Source organism: Aquitalea sp. FJL05, from assembly GCF_003852595.1.
GTDB classification, from domain to species: domain Bacteria; phylum Pseudomonadota; class Gammaproteobacteria; order Burkholderiales; family Chromobacteriaceae; genus Aquitalea; species Aquitalea aquatilis.
This window is the reverse complement of record NZ_QAJS01000005.1, coordinates 1-21,399: the sequence shown is the minus strand read 5'-3', so window position 1 is coordinate 21,399 and position 21,399 is coordinate 1. Positions and strand designations below refer to the sequence as shown.

The 21,399-nt window shown below is 62.0% G+C and carries 20 protein-coding genes; 9 read left to right on the top strand and 11 right to left on the bottom strand.

Annotated features, from left to right (window positions below):
- The first annotated feature begins 24 nt into the window (after positions 1-24).
- From DBR44_RS03600 to DBR44_RS03580, 5 genes are read left to right on the top strand one after another with little or no spacing between them, the layout of a single operon-like run.
- Entirely contained in the window at positions 25-240 is a 216-nt protein-coding gene (locus DBR44_RS03600; protein ID WP_124642156.1) for a DUF485 domain-containing protein, read from the top strand.
- Complete coding sequence (locus DBR44_RS03595; RefSeq protein WP_124642154.1) at positions 237-1,829, top strand: cation/acetate symporter ActP; 1,593 nt, start codon at positions 237-239, stop codon at positions 1,827-1,829. The genes DBR44_RS03600 and DBR44_RS03595 overlap by 4 nt, the downstream gene beginning before the upstream one ends.
- Positions 1,826-2,449: a glutathione S-transferase family protein gene (locus DBR44_RS03590; protein WP_124642152.1), complete on the top strand. Its 624-nt coding sequence runs from the start codon at positions 1,826-1,828 to the stop codon at positions 2,447-2,449. The genes DBR44_RS03595 and DBR44_RS03590 overlap by 4 nt, the downstream gene beginning before the upstream one ends.
- A 20-nt stretch (positions 2,450-2,469) precedes the next feature.
- Positions 2,470-2,982, top strand: coding sequence for a cupin domain-containing protein (locus DBR44_RS03585; protein ID WP_124642150.1), 513 nt, complete (start codon positions 2,470-2,472; stop codon positions 2,980-2,982).
- Positions 2,975-4,381: an FAD-binding oxidoreductase gene (locus DBR44_RS03580; RefSeq protein WP_233578343.1), complete on the top strand. Its 1,407-nt coding sequence runs from the start codon at positions 2,975-2,977 to the stop codon at positions 4,379-4,381. Before DBR44_RS03585 ends, DBR44_RS03580 begins: the two co-directional genes overlap by 8 nt.
- 105 nt (positions 4,382-4,486) lie before the next feature.
- On the opposite strand, the gene DBR44_RS03575 is transcribed toward DBR44_RS03580, so the two are convergent.
- The 5 genes from DBR44_RS03575 to DBR44_RS03555 form a co-directional block, all read right to left on the bottom strand.
- Positions 4,487-6,133: a tetratricopeptide repeat protein gene (locus tag DBR44_RS03575; protein ID WP_124642148.1), complete on the bottom strand. Its 1,647-nt coding sequence runs from the start codon at positions 6,131-6,133 to the stop codon at positions 4,487-4,489.
- A 74-nt stretch (positions 6,134-6,207) separates the two neighbouring features.
- Positions 6,208-8,082 (bottom strand): methyl-accepting chemotaxis protein, encoded by a 1,875-nt coding sequence (locus DBR44_RS03570; protein WP_124642146.1) that lies wholly within the window; start codon positions 8,080-8,082, stop codon positions 6,208-6,210.
- Between the two features lie 562 nt (positions 8,083-8,644).
- On the bottom strand, positions 8,645-10,267 hold the full coding sequence (locus tag DBR44_RS03565) for a 3-(methylthio)propionyl-CoA ligase (protein WP_124642144.1): 1,623 nt from the start codon (positions 10,265-10,267) through the stop codon (positions 8,645-8,647).
- 319 nt (positions 10,268-10,586) lie between these two features.
- Entirely contained in the window at positions 10,587-11,114 is a 528-nt protein-coding gene (locus DBR44_RS03560; protein ID WP_124642142.1) for a response regulator transcription factor, read from the bottom strand.
- A gap of 1 nt (position 11,115) precedes the next feature.
- Positions 11,116-12,420: a HAMP domain-containing sensor histidine kinase gene (locus tag DBR44_RS03555; RefSeq protein WP_233578342.1), complete on the bottom strand. Its 1,305-nt coding sequence runs from the start codon at positions 12,418-12,420 to the stop codon at positions 11,116-11,118.
- Between the two features lie 151 nt (positions 12,421-12,571).
- Between DBR44_RS03555 and DBR44_RS03550 the strand changes: the two genes are divergently transcribed.
- The gene (locus DBR44_RS03550) at positions 12,572-12,955 is read left to right on the top strand and encodes a hypothetical protein (RefSeq protein ID WP_124642140.1); all 384 of its coding nucleotides are present in this window, start codon (positions 12,572-12,574) and stop codon (positions 12,953-12,955) included.
- A gap of 167 nt (positions 12,956-13,122) precedes the next feature.
- On the opposite strand, the gene DBR44_RS03545 is transcribed toward DBR44_RS03550, so the two are convergent.
- The 4 genes from DBR44_RS03545 to DBR44_RS03530 form a co-directional block, all read right to left on the bottom strand.
- Positions 13,123-14,487: an ATP-binding protein gene (locus tag DBR44_RS03545; RefSeq protein WP_124642138.1), complete on the bottom strand. Its 1,365-nt coding sequence runs from the start codon at positions 14,485-14,487 to the stop codon at positions 13,123-13,125.
- The gene (locus DBR44_RS03540) at positions 14,484-15,146 is read right to left on the bottom strand and encodes a response regulator (RefSeq protein ID WP_124642136.1); all 663 of its coding nucleotides are present in this window, start codon (positions 15,144-15,146) and stop codon (positions 14,484-14,486) included. The genes DBR44_RS03545 and DBR44_RS03540 overlap by 4 nt, the downstream gene beginning before the upstream one ends.
- A gap of 2 nt (positions 15,147-15,148) precedes the next feature.
- On the bottom strand, positions 15,149-15,724 hold the full coding sequence (locus tag DBR44_RS03535; RefSeq protein ID WP_124642134.1) for a cytochrome b/b6 domain-containing protein: 576 nt from the start codon (positions 15,722-15,724) through the stop codon (positions 15,149-15,151).
- 89 nt (positions 15,725-15,813) lie between these two features.
- The gene (locus DBR44_RS03530) at positions 15,814-16,083 is read right to left on the bottom strand and encodes a PepSY domain-containing protein (RefSeq protein ID WP_124642133.1); all 270 of its coding nucleotides are present in this window, start codon (positions 16,081-16,083) and stop codon (positions 15,814-15,816) included.
- A gap of 175 nt (positions 16,084-16,258) precedes the next feature.
- Between DBR44_RS03530 and DBR44_RS03525 the strand changes: the two genes are divergently transcribed.
- Both DBR44_RS03525 and DBR44_RS03520 read left to right on the top strand, forming a co-directional pair.
- Positions 16,259-17,206: a UDP-2,3-diacylglucosamine diphosphatase gene (locus DBR44_RS03525; protein ID WP_124642131.1), complete on the top strand. Its 948-nt coding sequence runs from the start codon at positions 16,259-16,261 to the stop codon at positions 17,204-17,206.
- On the top strand, positions 17,194-18,231 hold the full coding sequence (locus DBR44_RS03520) for a glycosyltransferase family 1 protein (RefSeq protein WP_124642129.1): 1,038 nt from the start codon (positions 17,194-17,196) through the stop codon (positions 18,229-18,231). The genes DBR44_RS03525 and DBR44_RS03520 overlap by 13 nt, the downstream gene beginning before the upstream one ends.
- Before the next feature lie 461 nt (positions 18,232-18,692).
- On the opposite strand, the gene DBR44_RS19460 is transcribed toward DBR44_RS03520, so the two are convergent.
- Positions 18,693-18,845, bottom strand: coding sequence for a hypothetical protein (locus DBR44_RS19460; protein ID WP_158613551.1), 153 nt, complete (start codon positions 18,843-18,845; stop codon positions 18,693-18,695).
- A 50-nt stretch (positions 18,846-18,895) separates the two neighbouring features.
- Complete coding sequence (locus DBR44_RS03515; RefSeq protein WP_124642127.1) at positions 18,896-19,906, bottom strand: isocitrate/isopropylmalate dehydrogenase family protein; 1,011 nt, start codon at positions 19,904-19,906, stop codon at positions 18,896-18,898.
- Between the two features lie 464 nt (positions 19,907-20,370).
- Here DBR44_RS03515 and DBR44_RS03510 point away from each other — a divergent pair, with 464 nt between their 5' ends.
- Positions 20,371-21,153 carry a ferredoxin--NADP reductase gene (locus DBR44_RS03510; RefSeq protein ID WP_124642125.1) on the top strand — a complete coding sequence of 261 codons (783 nt, stop codon included), beginning with the start codon at positions 20,371-20,373 and terminating at the stop codon, positions 21,151-21,153.
- Positions 21,154-21,399: the final 246 nt, after the last annotated feature.

Here is a 21,399-nt window from a genome sequence, read left to right as displayed (position 1 = left end):
CTCTGCCGCCCTGCACTCTTTGTCATGATGTTTCGTCGCTCATCCACCGCCCTTCTCGCCTGGCTGGTCTTGCTGGCCTGCCTGGGTTATTTCGGCCTGATTGCTACCGCCCCAGCCTTGTTACAGGGTAATGTCGCCGGCTGGCCACGCTCCATCCTGCTGGCCTTGCTGCTGTTTCTGCTGTTTTTCGCGGTCACACTGTGGCATATCCGGGCGCAAGACCGAAAGCCAGCCGCATGAGCCCGGCCACGGTATTTTTCCTGTTGTTCATTGCCGCCAGCCTGCTGTTGACCCGCCGGGCGGCACGCCTTACCCGTTCTGCCGATGACTTCTATACCGCAGGCGGACAATTACCGGCTTGGCAAAATGGCTTGGCGCTGGCGGGCGACTTTCTGTCGGCTGCGGCTTTTCTCGGCTCCATCGGCATGTATCTGGGGCAGGGCTACGATTCCCTGGTGTATGCGGTAGGCACGCTGGCTGGCTGGCCGCTATTGATGCTGCTATTGGCCGACAAACTGCGGGCGCTGGGGCGCTACAGTGTGGCCGAGGTATTGGCCAGCCGTTTTGACGCGCGCTCGGTACGCTTGATGAGCATCATCAGCTCGCTCACCATCACGCTGTTTTATCTGATCGTACAACTGGTCGGGGCCGGCAAGCTGTTGCAGCTGCTGTTCGGCCTGCCCTATCTGGCCGCCGTCGGGCTGGTGGTGGGGCTGATGGTGCTGCAAGTGGGGCTGGGTGGCATGCTGGCCACCAGCTGGATACAAATGACCAAGGCCGCGCTGATGCTGCTCTGCGCACTGCTGCTGGCCGGCGGGGTGCTGCAACGCTTCGGCTACAGCGCGCCGGCCCTGTTTGCCCAGGTAGACCAGCTCAGCCACGGCCAGGCGCTATTGCCGGGCAAGTCGCTATCCAACCCGCTGGATGCGCTGTCGCTGGGCCTGGGGCTCAGCCTGGGCCTGCTGGGCTTGCCGCATATCCTGCTACGCTTTTTCACTGTGGCGGATGGCCGTGCCGCCCGCCGCTCGGTGGGCTGGGCCACCGGCATCGTCGGCCTGTTTTTCCTGCTGAACATCATCATCGGCTATGGCGCGCTGGTGCTGGTCGGGCCTGCCGCCCCATTTCACGACGCCGCCGGCAAGCTGCTGGGCGGCGGCAATATGGCGGCGCTGCATCTGGCCTCGCTACTGGGCGGGCCATGGCTGCAGGCACTGATTGCCGGCGTGGCTTTTGCCACCATTCTGGCGGTGCTGGCCGGGCTGGCCATGGCGGGTGCCAGTGCCATCAGCCACGATCTGTATGCCTTGTGGCTGTGCCGTGGTCAGGCCGATCCGCAGCGGGAATGGCAGCTGTCGCGGCTGGCCACCCTGCTGCTGGGCGTGGCCGCCGTGCTGCTGTCCACTCTGTTCCAGAATCTGAATATCGCCTTTCTGGTGGGTCTGGCCTTTGCCATCGCCGCCTCCAGCAATTTCCCGGTACTGCTGCTGACCCTGCACTGGCGCGGCCTGAGTGCGCGCGGGGCACTGGCCGGTGGCTGCTGCGGCATGCTGGCAGCGCTGGGGCTGATCATCACCGGCCCTACCGTATGGGTGGGCATGCTCGGCCATGCCCGGCCGCTGTTTCCCTATGCCAACCCGGCGCTGTTTTCCGTGCCGCTGGCCTTTGCCGCCGCCTGGCTGGCCTCGGTCCTCGACAAGACGCCGGGACGCAGCATTGACGCGGCACTGCCACGCGCCGACACTGCCAAGCAACGCCCATCATCATCCGGGCCAGCCTCGCAACAGACAGACTGGCCGCCAGCACAACACCGCAATAGAAAAACGACATGACCACACTGACTCTGTACGGCAACTGTTTCTCCGGCCATAGCTACAAGGTGCGCCTGGCACTGATGCTGGCCGATGTATCCCATGATTACGTTCATGTCGACCTGGCGCTGCCGCGCGCTGAACGCGCCGAGGATTTCCGCGCCGTCAGCCGCTTTGGCGAAGTACCGGTCCTGGTGGCCGATGGCACGGCGCTGTGCCAGTCCAATGCCATCCTGCAATGGCTGGCCGACAATTACGGCCGGCTGGATGGTGCGCCAGGCGAACGCCAGCTGGTGCGCGAATGGCTGTGCTGGGAAAGCAATCGCATTGGTTTCTCACTGCCAAACCTGCGCCTGGCACGCAAATTTTTCCCGCAGCCGGCCGAGGTTACCGCCTGGCTGGAAGCCCGCGTGCGCGATGATCTGGCCGTGCTGGACAGCACCCTGAGCGCGCACAATTATCTGATCGGAGCCACACCGACCATCGCCGACTTTTCCGCCAGTGCCTATCTGTGGTGGCTGGCCGATGCCGGGCTGGATATCGCCGGCTGGCCGCATGTGGCCGCCTGGCTGCAGCGCATCAGTCAATTGCCCGGCTGGCAGCATCCGGACGAACTGATGGCGGCGGACATTCCGGACTGAAGCAAACACGGGGAAGCGCGATGGAACGGCCATCCTGCATCAAACACTGGCGCGAACTGCAAGAGCCGGACAACGCCAGTTATCCGGACAGCAGCGAGTTGCTGTCCATCGGCTCGCCGCTGGGACGTTTTTTTGGCCTGCAGCGCATCGGCATTCATCACGAACTGCTGCCGCCTGGCCGACGCACCTCCTGGCCCCATGCGGAAAAGACCGAAGACGAATTCGTCTACGTGCTGGAAGGCGAACCGGATGTCTGGCTGGATGGTGTGCTGCACCGCCTGCGGCCCGGCGACACGGTGGGTTTTCCCGCCGGCAGCGGCATTGCCCACAGCTTCCTCAACAATACCGCTCATGATGTGCGGCTGCTGTGCGTAGGTGACCGCGACCGCGACGACAACCAGCTGCACTACCCGCTGCATCCGGCCCGCAATCGCGCGCTTGGCCCCCGCCACTGGGATCATTGCCCCGGCCAGTTGCAAGGCGCACACGACGGCCTGCCGGATGCCTTGCACACGCAACAGGACCATGACTGACATGCCCCAGTTTCTCGCCGCTGTCGCCGCCATCATCGGGGCAGAACACCTGCTGACCCAGGCGCAGGATACCGCCCCCTACGCGCTGGACTACCGCCGCCGCTATCAGGGCCTGCCGCTGGCGGTAGCCCTGCCCGCCAGCACGGCCGAAGTGGCCGCGCTGCTGCAGCTGTGCCAGGCGTATCAGGTCGCCGTGGTACCGCAAGGCGGCAACACCTCCACTTGTGGCGCGGCCACGCCGGATGCCTCCGGCCGCCAGCTGGTGATCGGCCTCGGCCGGCTTAATCGTCTGCGCGCCATCGATACCGCCAACGACAGCATCACGGTGGAAGCCGGCATGACGCTGGCCCAGGTACAGCAACTGGCTGCGACAGCCGGCCGGCTGTTTCCGCTCTCGCTGGCCAGCGAGGGCAGTTGCCAGATCGGCGGCAATCTTTCCACCAATGCTGGCGGGCTGGCCGTGCTGCGCTACGGCACCATGCGCGAACTGACGCTGGGACTGGAAGTGGTGTTGCCGGACGGCCAGGTACTACATCAGCTATCCGCCCTGCGCAAGGACACCAGCGGGCTGGATGTGAAGCAGCTGTTCATCGGCGCGGAAGGCCAGCTGGGGCTGATTACCGCCGCCACGCTCAAGCTGTTCCCGCTCCCCACAGCGCACGCCACTGCGCTGCTGGGAGTAAGCAGCAGTCAGGCGGCCATCGACCTGCTGTCGGCCTTGCGCCAGGCCTTTGGCGACCGGCTGACCACCTTTGAAATCATGTCGGAAACCTGTCAGCAGCTGCTGGACAAATACCACCCCGGCCAGTTGCCCTTCATCCAGCCGTGGGCGGTGCTGGTGGAGCTGTCCGACAGCGGCGACAGCCACGCGCTGCAACAGAAACTGGTGGAATGGCTGGCGACCCAGAATATTGCCGACGGCGTGCTGGCGCACAGCGAGGCCGAACGCCAGCGCCTGTGGCGGCTGCGTGAAGACATGTCGGAAACGCAAAAACGCGACGGTGCCAGCATCAAGCACGATATCGGCGTACCCAGTTCGGCGATTCCAGACTTTCTGCAGCAATGTGACAGCGCACTGCGCCAGGCCTTTCCCGGCGTGCGCATCATTGCCTTCGGTCATGCCGGCGATGGCAATCTGCATTACAACATCAGCTACACCCGGCCGGACAATGCCCATCTGTTCGCGGATGAAGACAGTGTCAACGCCATCGTCTACGACCAGGTTTATCGCCATCAGGGCACGCTGGCGGCAGAGCATGGCGTGGGCCAGCTCAAGGGGCAGTGGCTGCAGCGCTACAAGGACCCGGTTGCCCTGCAGCTGATGCGCAGCATCAAGCAGGTGCTGGACCCGCACGGGCTGATGAACCCCGGCAAGTGGTTGTCCACGCTCGGCGATTAAGAGCCGCTAACAAAACCCTAGTGCAGCATTGCGCCTGCTGGCCGCACGCTTTCTGTCTGGGTCGGCATGCCTTGCCCCAGGGACGCTACGCCCTTGTCAGCCACGCTAAGCCAACGCCGCCAGATCGGCAGCCAGCCGGGCCAGCAGGCCCGGCCAGTCGCCCGCCTGCTGCTGGCGGTACAAGCGCAGCGCCGGATACCACGGCGTGCTCTCCCCTTCCCAGCCCCAGCGCCAGTCGGTATGGCTGGCCGACAGCAACAGCCAGCACGGCAGGCCCAGGCAACCGGCCAGATGCGCCAGCGCAGTGTCCACCGTCACCAGCCCGTCCAGTTGCGCCAGTACACCCGCCGTATCTGCCAGATCAGCCAGCCCGTCCTCGCCGGCAAGTAGCTGTGGCCATTGGTCCAGCCATGTCTGCTCGATGGCGTTCACCGGCAGTTGCAGGCTGAGCCACTCGATATGCGGCAGTTGCAATAGCGGTGTCAGCAGGCGGATAGCTGGCAGCGAACGGTGATGATCAAAGGGATGACGGGCATGGCCACGCCATACCAGGCCCAGCCGCAGCTTGCGCTGTCTGGCTGGCAGCCTGGGTGATGGCGGCAGGGTAAAGCCTGCTGGCGGCGTGGCGGCCGGATCCGGCTGCAACAACCCGGGCAGGCTCATGGAAAAAACGTGGCAGTCGTGCGCGGGCAAGGCCATGTCCAGACTGGTGAGCGGCAGGAATAGCGCCGGACAGCCCAGCGCCATGCTGTGCAACAGGCGGATCAGCTCTGGCCGGCACACCACGGTCAGACGCTGCGCTTGTAACAAGGGCAGATAGCGGCAAAACTGCAGCGCATCGCCCAGCCCCTGCTCCAGCCACACCAGCACATGCTTCCCGGCCAGCGGCTCGCCCTGCCAGCGCGGCGAGGCAAGTGTTGGCAGGCCAAGTTCGACCGGCGGGCGCAGCAGGCGCGCTTCCTGTGCCTGCCAGCCCTCATGCCAGCGCCGCTGCGCCAGCAGCAGATAGCCCAGGTTCTGCACATGCCGTGGCTGTTGCGGCTGGCTGGCCACCGCCTGACGCCAGGCGGCTTCGGCCCGGCCTGCCTGACGCAGCTCGCTACAGACCAGCGCCCAGATCGCCGCCTGACTGGCATCCGCCTGCTCAAGTGGCACATTGTGCTGCAGCAAGCGCATGGCTGCGCTGGCCATGCCCTGCTGCAGACAGGCCGCCGCCAATGCCGCCGCCTCGGCGCTCGTCAACTGCGGCAAACGCAATGCCCGCTGCAACAAGCGCGCAGCCACCCGCCAGCGCCGTTGCCGCTGGCACAGCAGCAACAGATCGTGCAGCGCCACCACATGATCGGGCTGCACACGCAACAAACGGCGCCAGCAGGCTTCCTCCTGCGCGACGCGGCCATCTTGCTGATAGCGCTGCGCCAGCCGGTACAGGCTGTCCTGGTGTTGCGGGTCAGCGGCCAGTTCGGCCTGGAAATACTGCTCGGCCAGGGCGGCTTCGCCACGGTCGTCGTGCAGGCAGCCCAGGTTGTAATGGACATCGGCCGCGGCAGCATCCAGCCGCAGCGCCTGCTGCCAGCATTGCAGGGCCAGCTCGCCCTGTCCCAGCCTGGCCGTACAGACGCCCAGCAGATTCCACATCGGCGCATTGTCCGGCTCCGCCTGTAAACAATGCTGCGCCGCCTGCAAGGCAGCGGGCAGATTCTGCTCGGCCAGCAAGGTAGCCGCCTGCATGGCCAGTGCCGACAAGCCCATCACTGTGTCCTCTCAAGTAAAAAATCCCATGAAAAAGCCGCCCATGGGCGGCCTTGGTCCAGCATCTTATCGTCTTACAGGTGGAACTTGGCAAACTCGCCATTCATCTGCCCAGCCCGGCCTGCCAGGCTCTGCAAGGTGGTGCTGGCCTGTTGCAGCATTTCGTCATTTTCCAGCACCCGGCTGTTGATCTGCTCCGAGCTTTGCGCAATCAGCGTGCTGGCATTGTGCTGCTCCTGGGTGGAGTGGGAAATCTCCGACATCTTGCTGACCACTTCCAGCATGGAGTGACGGATGGACTGAATGGTGGCCACCGCCTGCTGGGTCAGCACCACGCCATCGTTCACCACGGTCACCGTCTGCTGCACATCGCCCACGGCCTTGCCGGTTTCGCTGCGAATGGCACTGACCATGCCGGCGATCTGCACCGTGGCCTGGGCCGTGCGCTCGGCCAGTTTGCGCACCTCGTCGGCCACCACGGCAAAGCCGCGCCCCTGCTCACCGGCACGTGCTGCCTCGATGGCAGCGTTGAGGGCCAGCAGATTGGTCTGGTCGGCAATGTCGCGTATCACCTCGGTGATGCCGGAGATCTGCTGCGAGCGCTGCTCCAGCGCGGCCAGCATGGTTTCCAGCGATCTGACCGACTGCACCGTACTTTCCATGCCATCGGCCAGACACAGCAGGCCTTGCGCGCCAGACTCCAGCCCGGTGCCGGTGGCGGTGGCCAGCTGATCGGCCTCACGCGCATTGTCGGCGATATGGGCAATGCTGACGGTGATCTGCTCCAGCGTCGCCGCATTGGACGAAGACATATCCGAAATGCGACGCGCGCTGTCTGCCACATCCAGCACCTGGCCAGACACCTGGCCGACGCCGTCCACCACGCCGCCAGCGTTGTCGCGCAGACCACGGAACAGCGTTGCCAGCTGCGTGACGAACTGATTGAAAGCGCGCGCGGTGGCGGCGATTTCATCCTGCCCTTCGTCTTTCAGGCGCAGGGTGAGATCGCCATCACCATGCGCAATGTCTTCCATGGCGGCTTTCAGTGCCACCAGCCCGCCCAGCATGCGCCGCAGCAAGAATCCGGCCAGTGGAATCAGCAGGGCAAACACCAGCGCGCTCAAGCCAGCCACGGTCAGCAGCAGGGTATTGAGCGGCGCCAGGATGTCATCCTTGTGCGTGGCCAACCCGATCAGCCAGTCACTGTCCGGAATGCGCTGCACGGAGAGCAGCATGTCCTGCTCGCCCATGCGCATCTGTTGCAGGCTGGCCGAACCGGCCAGCTCGGCCAGCTTGTCTGCCGTCAGCTCCGGTGCCAGCTGGCTGATGGGCTTGAGCGTGAGCGCCGCCTGCGGATGCGCCAGCAGCTTGCCCTTGCTGTCCACGATGAAGGCATAGCCATTGCCACGAATCTGCAGCGACAACACCGATTTGACCAGGCTATCGACAAAGACATCGCCACCCACCACGCCGACCTGGCTGCCGCCATGGCTGATGGGAGCGGCCACGGTAATGGTGAGTTTCTTGCTGGCTTCATCGACATAGGGCTCGGTCACAATCGGCTTGCCGGCGGCCATGGCCTGCTTATACCAGTCGCGCTCGGCCACCTTGTAGTCGGCCGGTGCGCTCCAGTCGTCGGAAAACAGCGAGTGGCCATCGGCAAAACCGGCGTAGTTCACATTGAAACCGGCCTTGGCTCCGACCTTGAGAAAACGCAGGGCATCAGCCTCACTCGCCACGCTGGCCTGGGCAGCGATTTCCTGCTTTTTCTCATCCAGCCAGGTTTTCACCACACTGCTCTGCCCCTTGAGCGCAGAGTCAAACTCGTGATTCAGTCCGCTGAGAATTTCGCCGCGCATCTGGATGAATACAATCAACACCAGCACCAGGCCAAACAGCGCCATCAGCAAGGCGTTGAAGGCAATCAGCTTGCTTCGCAAAGATTTCATGTCTCCCCCTTATTTCCTTCAGGGTTGAATTGTTTGAACTTGCCTTGGTGAATCATCGCTACCACCTGACATTTCCCGGCGGGCAAGCACCTATGCTGCATATTAAATTATTAAAATCTAATGTAGATCTTGATCCAGCACAGCAAAGGCTTGTTGACGGCAATCGCAAGCACAAAACCCAGGTCTGTGCGCCATATGCTGTGGTGAAAACAGCAAGGCCAAGCATGAGGATAGCGCGCCGCAGCTGACGTTACAGGGCAGGAGGCAAGCAGGCAAAAAAAATCCCCTGAGGGTTCTCAGGGGCCAACACGAGGAAGAAACATCTGGCTGGGGTTACCAGCTGATGCTTCGAGGGGCTAACACCACAAAAGGCCTTGCGGCCTTCAGTGCGATGCACAATTTAGCGCAAATGCTCTATTCTGTCCATTCAATTCAGCGGCTTAGACCCGCTAACAAAACCCCCGCTCCAGCGTTGCGCCTCCTTGCCGTACTAGCTGTACTGTCTGCGTCGGCGCGCCTTGGCCCGGGTTCTCTACGCGCTTTTGTTAGCAGCTCTTAGCACTCAAGCCCACTGGTAATCCTTGAACATTTCACGCAGTTTCATCTTCTGCAGTTTGCCGGTGGCGGTGTGCGGCAGCTCGTCCAGAAACACCACCTCGTCCGGGGTCCACCACTTGGCGATCTTGCCTTCGTAAAAGCCGATCAGCTCTTCGCGCGTGGCGCTGGCACCGGGCTTGAGCACCACCACCATCAGTGGGCGCTCGTCCCACTTGGGGTGCAGCACACCGATGGCGGCCGCCTCGGCCACCGCCGGGTGACCCACCAGAATGTTTTCCAGCTCGATGGAGCTGATCCACTCACCGCCGGACTTGATCACGTCCTTGGTGCGGTCGGTAATCTTCATGTAGCCATCGCGGTCGATGGTGACCACGTCGCCGGTATTGAACCAGCCATCCTCGGTATGCGAATCGTCCTGCTCGCGCTTGAAGTAGCGCGACAGCACCCAGGAACCCTTGACCTGCAGATTGCCAAAGGCCACGCCATCGTTGGGCAGCGGCTTGCCTTCGTCGTCGACAATGCGGATGGCCACACCGTAAATCGGCCGCCCCTGCTTGGTTTGCAAGCCGCGCAGCGTCGACGTGTCACAGCCGTTGTGCTTGAACTTGGGCGTGCTGGTGGTGCCGCAGGGCGACAGCTCGGTCATGCCCCACAGCTGGCGCAGCTCGGCACCGTGCTCGGCCAGTTGATCGACCATGCTTTCCGGCGCAGCCGAGCCGCCGACGATGACGCGCTTGAGGCTGTGAATCTTCAGATGGTTCTTCTGACAGTGCTGCAGCAGCATCATCCAGATGGTGGGCACACCGGCGGCCATGGTGACGCCTTCGCTCTCGATCAGCTCGTACAGATTGACGCCGTCCATCTTGGGGCCGGGCAACACCAGCTTGGCGCCGTTCATGGTGCAGCTGTAGGGCAGGCCCCAGCCATTGACATGGAACATCGGCACCACCGGCATGATGGCCCCTTGCGCCGAGATATCCAGGCTGTCCGGCAGCGAGCTGGCAAAGGCATGCAGCACGGTGGAGCGGTGCGAATACAGCACGCCCTTGGGGTTGCCAGTCGTGCCCGAGGTGTAGCACAGGCTGGAGGCGGTGTTTTCGTCGAAATCCGGCCACTGGTATTGGTCGCTGTGGCTGTTGACCAGGTCTTCGTAGCACAGCAGGTTGTCCAGCGTGGACTCGCGCGGCATGTGGGCGCGGTCGGTCAATAGCACGAAGTGCTGCACGGTAGTCAGTTCGGCGGCAACCTGCTCCACCACAGGCAGGAAGCTGAGGTCAAACATCAGTACCTTGTCTTCGCCGTGATTGATGATGTAGCTGATCTGCTCGGCAAACAGGCGCGGGTTGACGGTATGGCAGATGGCACCGGAACCGGAGGTGGCAAAGTAGATTTCGTAGTGGCGGTAGCCGTTCCAGGCCAGGGTGCCCACGGTATCGCCATGCTGCACGCCCAGGCCAGCCAGGGCATTGGCCAACTGCCGGCTGCGGCGTGCTGCTTCGCGGTAGGTATAGCGGTGAATCGGGCCTTCCACGGTGCGCGACACGATCTCGCTATCGCCATGGTAGGTTTCGGCATGCTGCAGCAGGGCGGAGATCAGCAGCGGCTGCTCCATCATTTGTCCACGCATCTTGTTTCCCCTTTATTGTCGTGGTTTGGAATCTATCAAAAGACCATAGGCATTTTGGGGCATTTGCTCCAATCACATTTTCTGATGCAAACAGGAAAGACCTGCTGATGAAAACAGAGGTTTACAGGGGAAAAGACAAGAAGTTTCCTAGCGCTTGCTTGGCAAGAAAGATGACAAAGCCCTGCTGCAGCAGGGCTGACAAGGGCAAACCGGCACCACGCTGCGCACAAGCGGCCACCGCACTGCAAAGCCGGACGACAAGCAGCTTGCCAGTTGGCCACCCACGACACTGTGCTGGCAATACAACAGCTGATGCGTTTTAGCTTTTTACCGGACGCTTGGCCAGCATGCGTTGCAGGGTGCGGCGGTGCATGCCCATGGAGCGGGCCGTGGCCGAGATATTGCCATCGTGCTCGTTCAGCACCCGTTGCAGGTGCTCCCAGGTAACACGTCGCAAGGACATCGGCTGCGGTGACAGCGGCAGCTCCGGATTGGCCATTACCTGCTGGAAAGCCGCCAGGATGTCATCCACCCCCGCCGGTTTGGCGAGATACTGCACCGCGCCCAGCTTGGTCGCCTCCACGGCGGTAGCGATGCTGGCATAGCCGGTGAGCACCACCACGGCAGCCTGTGGATAAAGCTGGCGCAGGTCGGGCAGCAGGCGCAAGCCGCTTTCGCCTTCCAGGTTCAGGTCCAGCAGGATGCGCAGCGGTGGCTCATCGCGCGTTTGCAGCGCGGCTTGGCCATCGGCGGCACACTCGACGCGAAAGCCGCGCCGCGTCAGCGAACGCGCCAGCACCGAGGAAAAAGCCTGGTCATCATCGACCAGCAGGAAATCCAGCGCCATTTCACTCCTCCTGTTGCAAGGGCAGCCGCACGCAGGCGTGAACGCCGCCCTCGGCACGGTTATCCAGGGTCAGGACGCCACCCAGCCGCGCCAGTGTGGCATGGCTGAGCATCACCCCCAGCCCCATCCCGGCCGGCTTGTCCGAGTCCAGCGGTGCCAGGCCGGCGCGTTGCAATTGCTGGGCGCTGAGGCAGCCGTCGCGATTGATGATGTCCAGTTGCAACTGCCCCGCCAGCAAGGACGCTGTTACCGTCAGCTCGCCGCCACCAGCCTCGGCTGCATTGTTGATCAGATTGAAAAAGGCTGGCCAGAATGCGGCATCCAGCCGCACCAGCGGGTCAGCCCCTGCCGGAGCCTGCCATTCCAGCCGCACATCCGGCCGCAAACTGCGCCAGCCCGATAGCTGCTGTGCCAGCGTGGCAAACAGGGCAATGGCTTCACCCTGTGGCTGAATGCCCTGCTTGAGCCGCGCCAGCGCCTGGGCACAACTGCCCAGCTGGGCTTGCATCAGTTGCAAGTCCTCGCGCAGCGGCTGATCGGCCGCATGCTGCAACAGCATATCTTCCACCAGCAGGGTCAGGGTATTGATGGGGGTGGACAGCGAATGCGCCGCGCCGGCCGCCTGCATGCCCACCGCCAGCAGTTGTTCGTCGCGCAGCTGGGTTTCCCGCGCCGCTGCCAGTGCGGCCTCGCGCGCCGCCAGTTGACGGGCCAGCCAGGACACAAAGCTGGTGATCAGCAGCGCCGACAGGGCAAAGGTCAGCCACATGCCGACCAGGTGCAGGGAAAAGGCATACGCGGCATCGTTGCCCTGCAAGGGCCAGGGCAGGTGCCAGCCAAACAGCGCCGCATAGGCCAGCATGCTGAGCAAGGACAGCCCCCAGGCAAACAGGCCGGGCGACAGCAAGGCGGCAAACAACACCGGCGGCAGATATAGCGAGGCCAGCGGATTGGCTGCACCGCCGCTGAAAGCCATGCACTCGGTCAAGGCCAGCAGGTCGGCCAGCAAACCCAGCCGCAATAAGGGCAAGGCCGCACGGCCCTGCTGCAGCCGCTGACTCAGCACACCATTGAACAAGGCCAGCGTGGCCAGCGCCTGCAGCAGCAATAGCCAGGGCAGCGCCAGTCCGCTCAGTCGGCACAGCAATAGCAACAGGCCTCCAGCAGCCAGCATCAGCCAGCGCAGACGGGTAATCAGGCGCACCGCATCCGGCAGATCGGCTACCAGGCGGGAAGAAGAGGAAAACAGTTGGGCCAGCATGGCCGACACTTTAGCATCCCGCAGCACCAGTAGTGGCTGCGACATAATGCCGCACATCCCCGGCAGGCATGGATCGCGCTGCAGCCCAGCCCCCGACTGCAGCGGCTTGTGACAACGGCACTTACCCGGCTCGTCGCCGCACGGCCAGTCTGCTAGTCTTGCAAGACTTTTTGTCGAACTGAGCCGGATGAAACATTTGAAACTCGCAGGCTGCGGCCTGATCCTGTTTATCGCGTTGGGGCCGCTGGTGGGCTTGCTGGCCAGCGGTGTGCTGCCCTTGCTGGCCTATATGATCGGTGCCTTGCCGGCCGCGCTGGCCGGCACGCTGCTGGTGCTGCTGCGCCTGTCGCTGGATAGCGGCATCAGCCGCTGGCAACAAAGCTGGCCGCGCTGGCGACTGCTGGCACTGGCCGCCCTGCCCGGCGCACTGACCGGCGGCGTCATCACCCTGTATTACAGCCGCTGGCTGCAGCCGGCTTTATACGACCCCTTGTTCAACTATTATGTCGGTGCCGTGGCGGGAGGGGTGTGCAACGCCTTGTTCTGGCTGTTGCGCAGCCCGCCCGAGCCAGGCCGCTGATCCGACGAGCCCGGCTACGAGCCGCAGCAAAAAAGAAAGCCCGCCTGGTCGGGGCGGGCAATAACACCTTGGAGTGTGTCCCGGCAGGCTTGGACCTGCCGGCGTGTCTGGCACCAACAATACGCTGTTGCAAATGCCAGGCCAATGCGACAGATTGCCGCAGCATCTCAAACGGCCTTGCGCACGCTCACCTGCAAGCCACCGCTGTCGCGGTTTGCCAGCGTCAGGCTCAGACCATGCAAGCTGGCAATACGCTCGACAATGGACAAGCCCAGCCCACTGCCCGGTACATCCTGCCCGGGTGGACGGAAAAAGCGCTCATGTACCCGGTCCAGCCATTCCGGCGCAATACCCGGCCCGTTATCCTGCACCACAATGCCAGTCGTCCCCGCCTGCAACGCGATGCACGCGCCAGCCGGGCAATAGCGCACCGCATTGTCCAGCACATTACGCAGCATCAGCGTGAGCAAGGTGGCATCACCCGTCAGCGGCAAGACCTGTGCCGGGCTATCCTGCCATTGCAGCTGCAGTTGCATGTTCTTGCCGGCGGCCGCAGCGGCCACATCGGCCATGGCATCGCCACACACCGTGGCCCAATCCACTGGCTGCGCCGCGGGCAAGCCCTGCAGCGGATCAAGCCGGGACAAGGCCAGCAATTGCTCCACCAGCCGGGTGGCGCGGCCAATGCCCTGCTGCAACTGTCGCAGCGCATGCTGGCGGCCTGCTTCGTCCGGCATCAGTGCCATGACCTCGGCCTGCACCTGCAAGGCGGCCAGCGGCGTGCGCAACTCATGCGCAGCATCGGCCGTGAAACGCCGTTCGTGCTCCACCGTGTCGGCAATGCGGGCAAACAGCGCATTCAAGGCACGCACCATGGGCAGTACCTCGCCCGGCACATCTTCAGCCAGCGGGCTACTGTCCAGCGCACTGCGGCGGCCAAGATCGGCGGCCACCTGCTGCAAGGGCCGCAAACCCTTGCGCACCGCCCATAGAATCAGCAACAGCAAAACCGGCAAACCCAGCAACCACGGCAGCAACTGGCCCTGTATCACCTTGAGTACTACTTCGTGCCGCAGCTTCTGCCGCTGACCGACGGCAACCAGGCGCGAACCGTCCGGTGCCGGCAGATAGAACAAGCGCCATTCATCCTTGTCATCGTGGCCGCTAACCGTATAAAACCCCCGCCGTCCGGCCTCGAAACTGAAATGGCGGCCCTTGCCGTCACTCAGCAGCAAATCCCCGGCTTCGTTCCATACCGCCACGCCGATGTCGTCGTCTTCCATCTCGCCACGGTCGCCGCCGCGAATCAGCTTCTTGGTCTTGGGCAATACCGGCAGTGGATCGTCGCCATGCTCGCCCATGTTGACGCTGAGCAATTGCCGGGCAAACAGGGTGAGTTGGGTGTCGTACAGTTCGTCCACCTCATGGTGGGCGACATAGGCGGCCACACCCGTGGACACCAGCCAGATCAGCGGCACGGTAATCAGCAGCAGCACCGCCAGGCGGCGCTGCAAAGTGGGCTGGCGCTTCATTGCAGCTCGCCCAGCGCATAGCCAATGCCGCGCTGGGTGCGGATAAAGCCAGCTCCCAGTTTTTTGCGCAGGTGATGGACATACACCTCCACCGCATTGCTTTCCAGCTCCTGCCCCCAGCCGTAAAGCTTTTCTTCGATCAACTCACGCGACAACACCCGGCCCTTGCTGGACAGCAGCAGCTCCAGCAAGGCCAGTTCGCGCGCGGTCAGCTCCAGCGGCTTGTCATCCAGCCAGGCGGTGCGGGCCACCGGATCAAAGCTGACCGCACCATGGCTCAGGCGATTGGCGGACTGGCCATGACGGCGGCGGATCAGCGCCCGCAAGCGCGCCGCCACTTCGCTCAATGCAAACGGCTTGACCAGATAGTCATCCGCACCGGCATCCAGCCCCTGCAGACGCTCATCCAGCGTATCGCGCGCGGTCAGTACCAGTACCGGCACATCCTGCCCGGCCTGACGCCAGGCGGCGAGGATATCCATGCCATCCATGCCCGGCAGGCCCAGATCCAGCACCACGGCATCAAACGGCGCGGCCGACAACGCGGCCAGCCCTTCCCGGCCCTGGCGAAACCAGTCGACCACAAAGCCCAACTGGCCCAGGCCCATCTTCAGGCCATCACCAATCAGCGGATCATCCTCCACCACCAATATGCGCATGTTTATTTCCTTGCTTCAAACTCCGGCACGGCCTGCTCGTCGCCCTGCTGCGGCATGGGCTTGACGCCGGTGACCATGGCCCTGATCAGATTGATGCCGCCCAACCGACTCATCACCAAGGCCGCCAGCACATGCAGGCCGACACTGCCGATGAGGATATTGGCCAGCGCGCCGTGTAGTTCCTGCATGCCGTCATCGCCCCAGAAGGCATCGGTGCCCAGCAGATAACCGCTCACACCCAATCCCAGCACCAGCGCCATCAGCCACAGCATCATCAGCGCGCCCAACGGGTTGTGCCCGGCATGGGCATCCAGCCGGCCCTGACGCATGTCCTGCCAGTGTGCCCGCAAGCGGCGCGGCGTAGGAAAGAAATCGGCAAAACGGGCATGCCTGCTACCAACAAAGCCCCACACCACCCGCGACAGCACCAGCACAGCGGCCAGATAGCCAGCCCAGCGATGCGGACCTTCGCCATCTTCCAGCACAAAATAATTGCCCAGCACACAGGCCGCCAGCGTCCAGTGAAACACTCGGACAAAACGGTCCCACACCTTGATTACCTGTGTATTGTCAGCCATCAATCCATTTCCTTTCAGCAAAAGAATAGGCCGGCGCCCGATGGCAGCCGGCCCTCCCGCCCCGGGAGCGCGCCCGGCATGCAACAGGCTTATTGCTGTACTTCGCTCTTCACCGGCTTGCCAGTCTTGGTGTCGAAGTAGATTTCCACCTTCTTGTCGTCCTTGTTCTTGCCGTAGATCTCATAGCACTGGCCGCTCACCTTGAATTTGTCGATCTTGTAGCCCTGGCCTTCCAGCTGTTTCTTGAAATCTTCCTGCTTGATCCACTCGCTCTTGGGGTGGGTTTCACACTTGGCACCAGCAAAAACGGCAGGGGCGGCAAAGGCAGCGAACAGGGCGGTCAGCAACAGTTTTTTCATTTCTCGAATCTCCAGGATTAAACCGGTTCATTCCGGTGGCAGGGCTATTTAAACGCAGCAGTCTTAAACCCAACTTAAAACCGCGCTACGTCATCCGCGCGTCACCAAAGCCACATCGCGCTGTCATCTGTTGCATGCAGCATGACGCGGTACACCACGGCAGAACGGACCCGACATGCAGCCCGACACCGCCTCCACCAGCAGCCGCCACTACCGCGCCATCTGGATTTCCGATGTACACCTGGGCACCTCCGGCTGCCGCGCCGACCATTTGCTCGACTTCCTCAAGCACAACGAATCCGACCACCTCTATCTGGTGGGCGATATCGTTGACGGCTGGCAACTGAAAAAATCCTGGTACTGGAAGCAAAGCCACAACGATGTGGTGCAAAAAGTACTGCGCAAGGCGCGCAAGGGTTGTCAGGTGGTGTATGTGCCGGGCAATCACGATGAGGCCGCCCGCCACTACGTGGGACTGGACTTCGGCGGCATCGCCATCCGGCGCGAGGCCGAACACACCACAGCGGATGGCAAGCGCCTGCTGATCATCCACGGCGACGAATTCGATGGCGTCATCCAGCACATCAAGTGGCTGGCCTATGTCGGCGACTCGCTCTACACCGTCATCCTGGAGCTGAACCGTGGCTTCAACTGGCTGCGCAAGCAACTGGGCATGCCGTACTGGTCGCTGTCGCAATACCTCAAGCACAAGGTCAAAAACGCGGTCAACTTCATCAGCGACTTCGAAAAAATCCTCGCCGGCGAAGCCCGCCGCCGCGACTACGACGGCGTGATTTGTGGCCACATCCACAAGGCCGAAGTGCGGGATATCGACGGCATCATCTATGGCAACAGCGGCGACTGGGTAGAAAGCCTGTCAGCCCTGGTGGAACACGCCGATGGCCGGCTGGAAGTGGTGTACTGGACCGAACTGCAATCCGCAGCAGAACCCGTCCGCCGCAAAAACAAGCAAACCGGCGCTGCGACACAGCCCGCCACCGGCCAAGCAGAAGCCGCCCAACCAGCGTGGCTACCGCAGCCGGCAGCGCCAACCTTGCTTACGCGGGCAGACACCACTGCCCAGCTGTCCGACCCCACCCAGGAGACACCATGCGCATCCTGATCGTCACCGACGCCTGGAAACCGCAAGTCAACGGCGTAGTCCGCACCCTCACCGAAACCAGCCGTGAGCTGACCCAGTTCGGCCATCAGGTGGACATGATCACGCCACTGGAATTCAACACCCTGCCCTGCCCCACCTATCCCGACATCCGCCTGTCCATCCTGCCCTACCGCCAGGTAGCGCGGCGGATTGCCGAACTGGCACCACACGCCATCCACATTGCTACCGAAGGCCCACTGGGGTTGGCGGCACGCCGCTATTGCCTGCGCCACAAACTGGCCTTCACCACCGCCTATCACACCCGTTTTCCGGAATACATCGCCGCCCGCACCCGCCTGCCGCTGTCCATCAGCTATGCCTGGATGCGCCATTTCCACAATGCCGGCGCCGCCACCATGGTGCCCACCCAGTCCATAGCCGACGACCTGCGCGCCCGTGGTTTTACCAAGGTGGTGTTATGGAGCCGTGGCGTGGATACCAGCCTGTTCACGCCCGGTACACGGGAGCGTCTGGATGAAAGCACTGCCCCGCGCTTTGTCTATATCGGGCGGATCGCCGTGGAAAAGAACATCGAAGCCTTCCTCAAACTCGATCTACCCGGCAGCAAATGGGTGGTGGGCGATGGCCCGCTGATGGCCCGTCTGCAGCGCGAATATCCCGAAGTCCACTTTGCCGGTGTCTTTCCGCAAAACGAGCTGGCCCGCTTCTACCGTGCGGCGGATGTTTTTGTCTTTCCCAGCCTGACCGACACCTTTGGCCTGGTGCTGCTGGAAGCCATGGCCTGCGGCACACCGGTAGCCGCCTATCCAGTGGCCGGGCCACTGGATGTGATAGGCAATAGCGGGGCGGGCATACTCGCCGAGGACCTGCGCCAGGCCTGTCTGGATGCGATGAAGATCGACCGCAGCCATGTACGCCGGATTGCCGAAGGTTTTTCCTGGACCGCCGCCGCACGCCAGTTCGAGCAGCACCTGCATCCCAATCCAGCGGAACGCGTCGCCACCCTGAAGCCGCAGGCAGGTTGATAGCGCCAAAACAGCCGGCGTTGCAAAACAGGTCGCGCCGCCCATGGCTGTGGGGACAAGGCTTCAGCACATTGCCATGGCCGTGGCCGTGGCCGGCACCGCGCTACAAAAAAAACTTGAGTCCGCCAATCACAGGCCTATACTGAAATCATTCAGTAACAGGGAGGGTTTGGGATGAGTCATTGGCCGGATTCCGACAACCTTGTTCAACTTTGTGTTCAGAACCCATCACCTTCTCAGGTTTGATGGCGGCTGCTTCAGCGTAGCCGGGAGCACTACCAGCGTCCATCACGGATGCATCAACGACAGGTCGTCGGTAAGCCAGACACGAAACAACAGACTTTGCTTGAGCTTGATGAGTTAGCCGGGGCTTGAAAGCCCTTATCCGCCACCCTAACAGGCAGCGATCATGATGTTACCGCCCGATCAACCAAGGGCATTTTAGATGTAATATCAGTGCTTTACGACTTATCTGGTGCTGTGCATACAGCCTGTTCTTTGGTAATGACCTGTTCGCGGTTTTGCAGAATATCGTTGGCAAACATGTTCGCCGCGACGCGGGTTGCAGTCTTGTATGTGATGTTTGCGTTATCCCGCAAATCCTTCTGAAACATGCAGTGACACACCTCGGAGGGCGGCCAGTCAAGCCGCCCTCTTTCACATTCTAGTCCTGCTGCTGCCTGATCCGCTCAATCACCACCCGTGCCAGATGCTGGGTACTGACCCCAGGTGACATCACGTCCGGGGTGGCAATGCCATCCAGCAAGGTGGCCCGTACTGCCTGCTCGATGCGCAGTGCCAGCTTCGGACGCTGCCACCATACCCGCAGCAGCATGGCCGCGCTGAGAATGGCAGCCAAAGGATTGGCAATACCCTGGCCAGCAATATCCGGGGCCGAACCATGTACTGGCTCGGCAATTGCCGCGGCCACACCCAGATTCAGCGAAGGTGCCAGGCCCAGACCGCCACCAAATGCTGCCGCCAGATCCGACAAAATATCGCCATACAGATTGGGTGCCAGCAGCATGTCGAAGCTTTCCGGTGCCTGCGCCAGGCGCAAAGCTGCCGTATCCACCAGCATTTCATCTACCGTAATGTCGGGAAAGTCACGAGCAACCTCACGCGCGCAGTCGCGGAACAGGCCATCGGTGCGCGGCAGGATATTGGCCTTGTGAATGATGGTGATGCGCTGACGGCCAGCATTGCGCGCCAGTTCGAATGCGCTGCGCGCCACCCGCAATGAGGCCTTGCGCGTAATGCGCTTGATGGCCACTGCGACTTCACCGTCAGACTGCTCATCACCCACATACAGGTCTTCGGTATTTTCGCGCACGATGATCAGATCAATACCACCACGGCTGCTAGCCAGGGGCAAACTGAGCGTGGGACGAATATTGGCATGACAGCCCAGTTCACGGCGCAATTGCACAATGGGCGAGCGATAGCCCTCCACCAGCTGCATCGGTGAGCTGACAGCCCCAAAAAACACCGCCCCGCATTCGCGGGCAGCAGCCAGCGTACGCTCTGGCAGCGCCTGGCCATTGCGACAGAACTCTTCCCAGCCGGCATCCGCAAACACCAGTTGCAAGCCGGGCAGTACCGCCTGCAACACGCCCACGGCCACCGGTACCACTTCATGACCGATCCCGTCGCCAGCTATCACGCACAGTTTCATCTTCACCCTCTCATCATCGCAGCCAGGAGTGGCAATTCTACTCGCTGCACGGCCGATACCGCACAATTAATGACATTCGGATTGGCGATGACAGCCAGGGCGCACACTGTCCGACAAGCATGGCGCTATGCCTGCCCTTTATGCACTAGCGCAGCACGCAATACAATTTGCTGATCTAAATCAATCACCCATTAAGAACAATCAGGAATAAACACAGCGGAAAGAAATCGTTAGGGCTACCTCATTCTTTAAGGTAACATCCTGTTCCAGTTGACTTTCCCGCCAGGCCCCATGCCCTGCAAGCCATAGGTAGCGGCCAGGCCTGGTATCGCAGCGATTTGATCATTATGCACAATGACATAGTGAGAACGGCTAGCAATGTTTAGTCAAGCGGACCCGAAAAGGGTAAAATCGCGGCAACCACTCATTCCTTGATTTCTTTTGGATAGCGAGCAGCAATTTATATGTCCTCCCCCAATCTGACCGCTGAAAAGGTCCTGTCGGTTCACCACTGGAACGACACCCTGTTCACCTTCACCTGCACCCGCGATGCCGGTCTGCGCTTCATCAACGGCCAATTCGTCATGATCGGCCTGGAAGTGAACGGCAAGCCGCTGATGCGCGCCTACTCCATTGTCAGCTCCAATTACGAAGAGCATCTGGAGTTTTACAGCATCAAGGTACAAGACGGCCCGCTGACTTCGCGCCTGCAGCACTTGCAGGTCGGCGATACCGTGATGATCAGCAAAAAGCCCACCGGCACCCTGGTACAAGACAATCTGCTACCGGGCAAAAACCTGTACCTGCTGTCTACCGGTACTGGCCTGGCACCGTTCATGTCCATCATCAAGGACCCGGAAGTTTACGAACGCTACGACAAGGTCATCCTGACCCACGGCGTACGCTGGGTAAGCGAACTGGGTTATCACGACTACATCACCAATGAACTGCCGGAAAACGAGTTCTTTGGCGATATCGTGAAAGAAAAGCTGATCTACTATCCGACCGTGACCCGCGAGCCTTTCCGCAACCAGGGCCGCCTGACCGATCTGATCACCAATGGCAAGATGTGCGCCGATATCGGCCTGCCGCAGCTGAGTCCGGAAAACGACCGCGTACTGATCTGCGGTAGCCCGTCCATGCTGCACGACCTGTGCGAAATCCTGAATGGCCTCGGCTTCAAGGAATCTCCGCGCATGGGCGAGCCGGGCGACTACGCCATCGAACGCGCCTTCGTCGAAAAGTAAGAGCAGCCCAGCTGCAAATACCAAACGCCATCCAGCAGGATGGCGTTTTTGTTTGTCCTGACCAGCACTCAACTAGCGCTGACGGAGTGAGGAACGCAAAAAAGGGAGGCAGAAGCCTCCCTTTTCTTATGCGAGCCAGACGCTGACGTCTTGATTAGTTTGCTGCGGAAGCCGGAGCGGCTTTCTTGGCAGCGTGCTTTTTAGCGTGATGCTTTTTAGCAGCGTGCTTCTTGGCCGGAGCGGAAG

Coding starts and splice junctions, on each gene's coding strand:
- DBR44_RS03600 (WP_124642156.1), top strand. CDS start 25: ATGATGTTTCGTCGCTCATCCACCGCCCTTCTCGCCTGGCTGGTCTTG.
- DBR44_RS03595 (WP_124642154.1), top strand. CDS start 237: ATGAGCCCGGCCACGGTATTTTTCCTGTTGTTCATTGCCGCCAGCCTG.
- DBR44_RS03590 (WP_124642152.1), top strand. CDS start 1,826: ATGACCACACTGACTCTGTACGGCAACTGTTTCTCCGGCCATAGCTAC.
- DBR44_RS03585 (WP_124642150.1), top strand. CDS start 2,470: ATGGAACGGCCATCCTGCATCAAACACTGGCGCGAACTGCAAGAGCCG.
- DBR44_RS03580 (WP_233578343.1), top strand. CDS start 2,975: ATGACTGACATGCCCCAGTTTCTCGCCGCTGTCGCCGCCATCATCGGG.
- DBR44_RS03575 (WP_124642148.1), bottom strand. CDS start 6,133: ATGGGCTTGTCGGCACTGGCCATGCAGGCGGCTACCTTGCTGGCCGAG.
- DBR44_RS03570 (WP_124642146.1), bottom strand. CDS start 8,082: ATGAAATCTTTGCGAAGCAAGCTGATTGCCTTCAACGCCTTGCTGATG.
- DBR44_RS03565 (WP_124642144.1), bottom strand. CDS start 10,267: ATGCGTGGACAAATGATGGAGCAGCCGCTGCTGATCTCCGCCCTGCTG.
- DBR44_RS03560 (WP_124642142.1), bottom strand. CDS start 11,114: ATGGCGCTGGATTTCCTGCTGGTCGATGATGACCAGGCTTTTTCCTCG.
- DBR44_RS03555 (WP_233578342.1), bottom strand. CDS start 12,420: ATGTCGCAGCCACTACTGGTGCTGCGGGATGCTAAAGTGTCGGCCATG.
- DBR44_RS03545 (WP_124642138.1), bottom strand. CDS start 14,487: ATGAAGCGCCAGCCCACTTTGCAGCGCCGCCTGGCGGTGCTGCTGCTG.
- DBR44_RS03540 (WP_124642136.1), bottom strand. CDS start 15,146: ATGCGCATATTGGTGGTGGAGGATGATCCGCTGATTGGTGATGGCCTG.
- DBR44_RS03535 (WP_124642134.1), bottom strand. CDS start 15,724: ATGGCTGACAATACACAGGTAATCAAGGTGTGGGACCGTTTTGTCCGA.
- DBR44_RS03530 (WP_124642133.1), bottom strand. CDS start 16,083: ATGAAAAAACTGTTGCTGACCGCCCTGTTCGCTGCCTTTGCCGCCCCT.
- DBR44_RS03525 (WP_124642131.1), top strand. CDS start 16,259: ATGCAGCCCGACACCGCCTCCACCAGCAGCCGCCACTACCGCGCCATC.
- DBR44_RS03520 (WP_124642129.1), top strand. CDS start 17,194: ATGCGCATCCTGATCGTCACCGACGCCTGGAAACCGCAAGTCAACGGC.
- DBR44_RS19460 (WP_158613551.1), bottom strand. CDS start 18,845: ATGTTTCAGAAGGATTTGCGGGATAACGCAAACATCACATACAAGACT.
- DBR44_RS03515 (WP_124642127.1), bottom strand. CDS start 19,906: ATGAAACTGTGCGTGATAGCTGGCGACGGGATCGGTCATGAAGTGGTA.
- DBR44_RS03510 (WP_124642125.1), top strand. CDS start 20,371: ATGTCCTCCCCCAATCTGACCGCTGAAAAGGTCCTGTCGGTTCACCAC.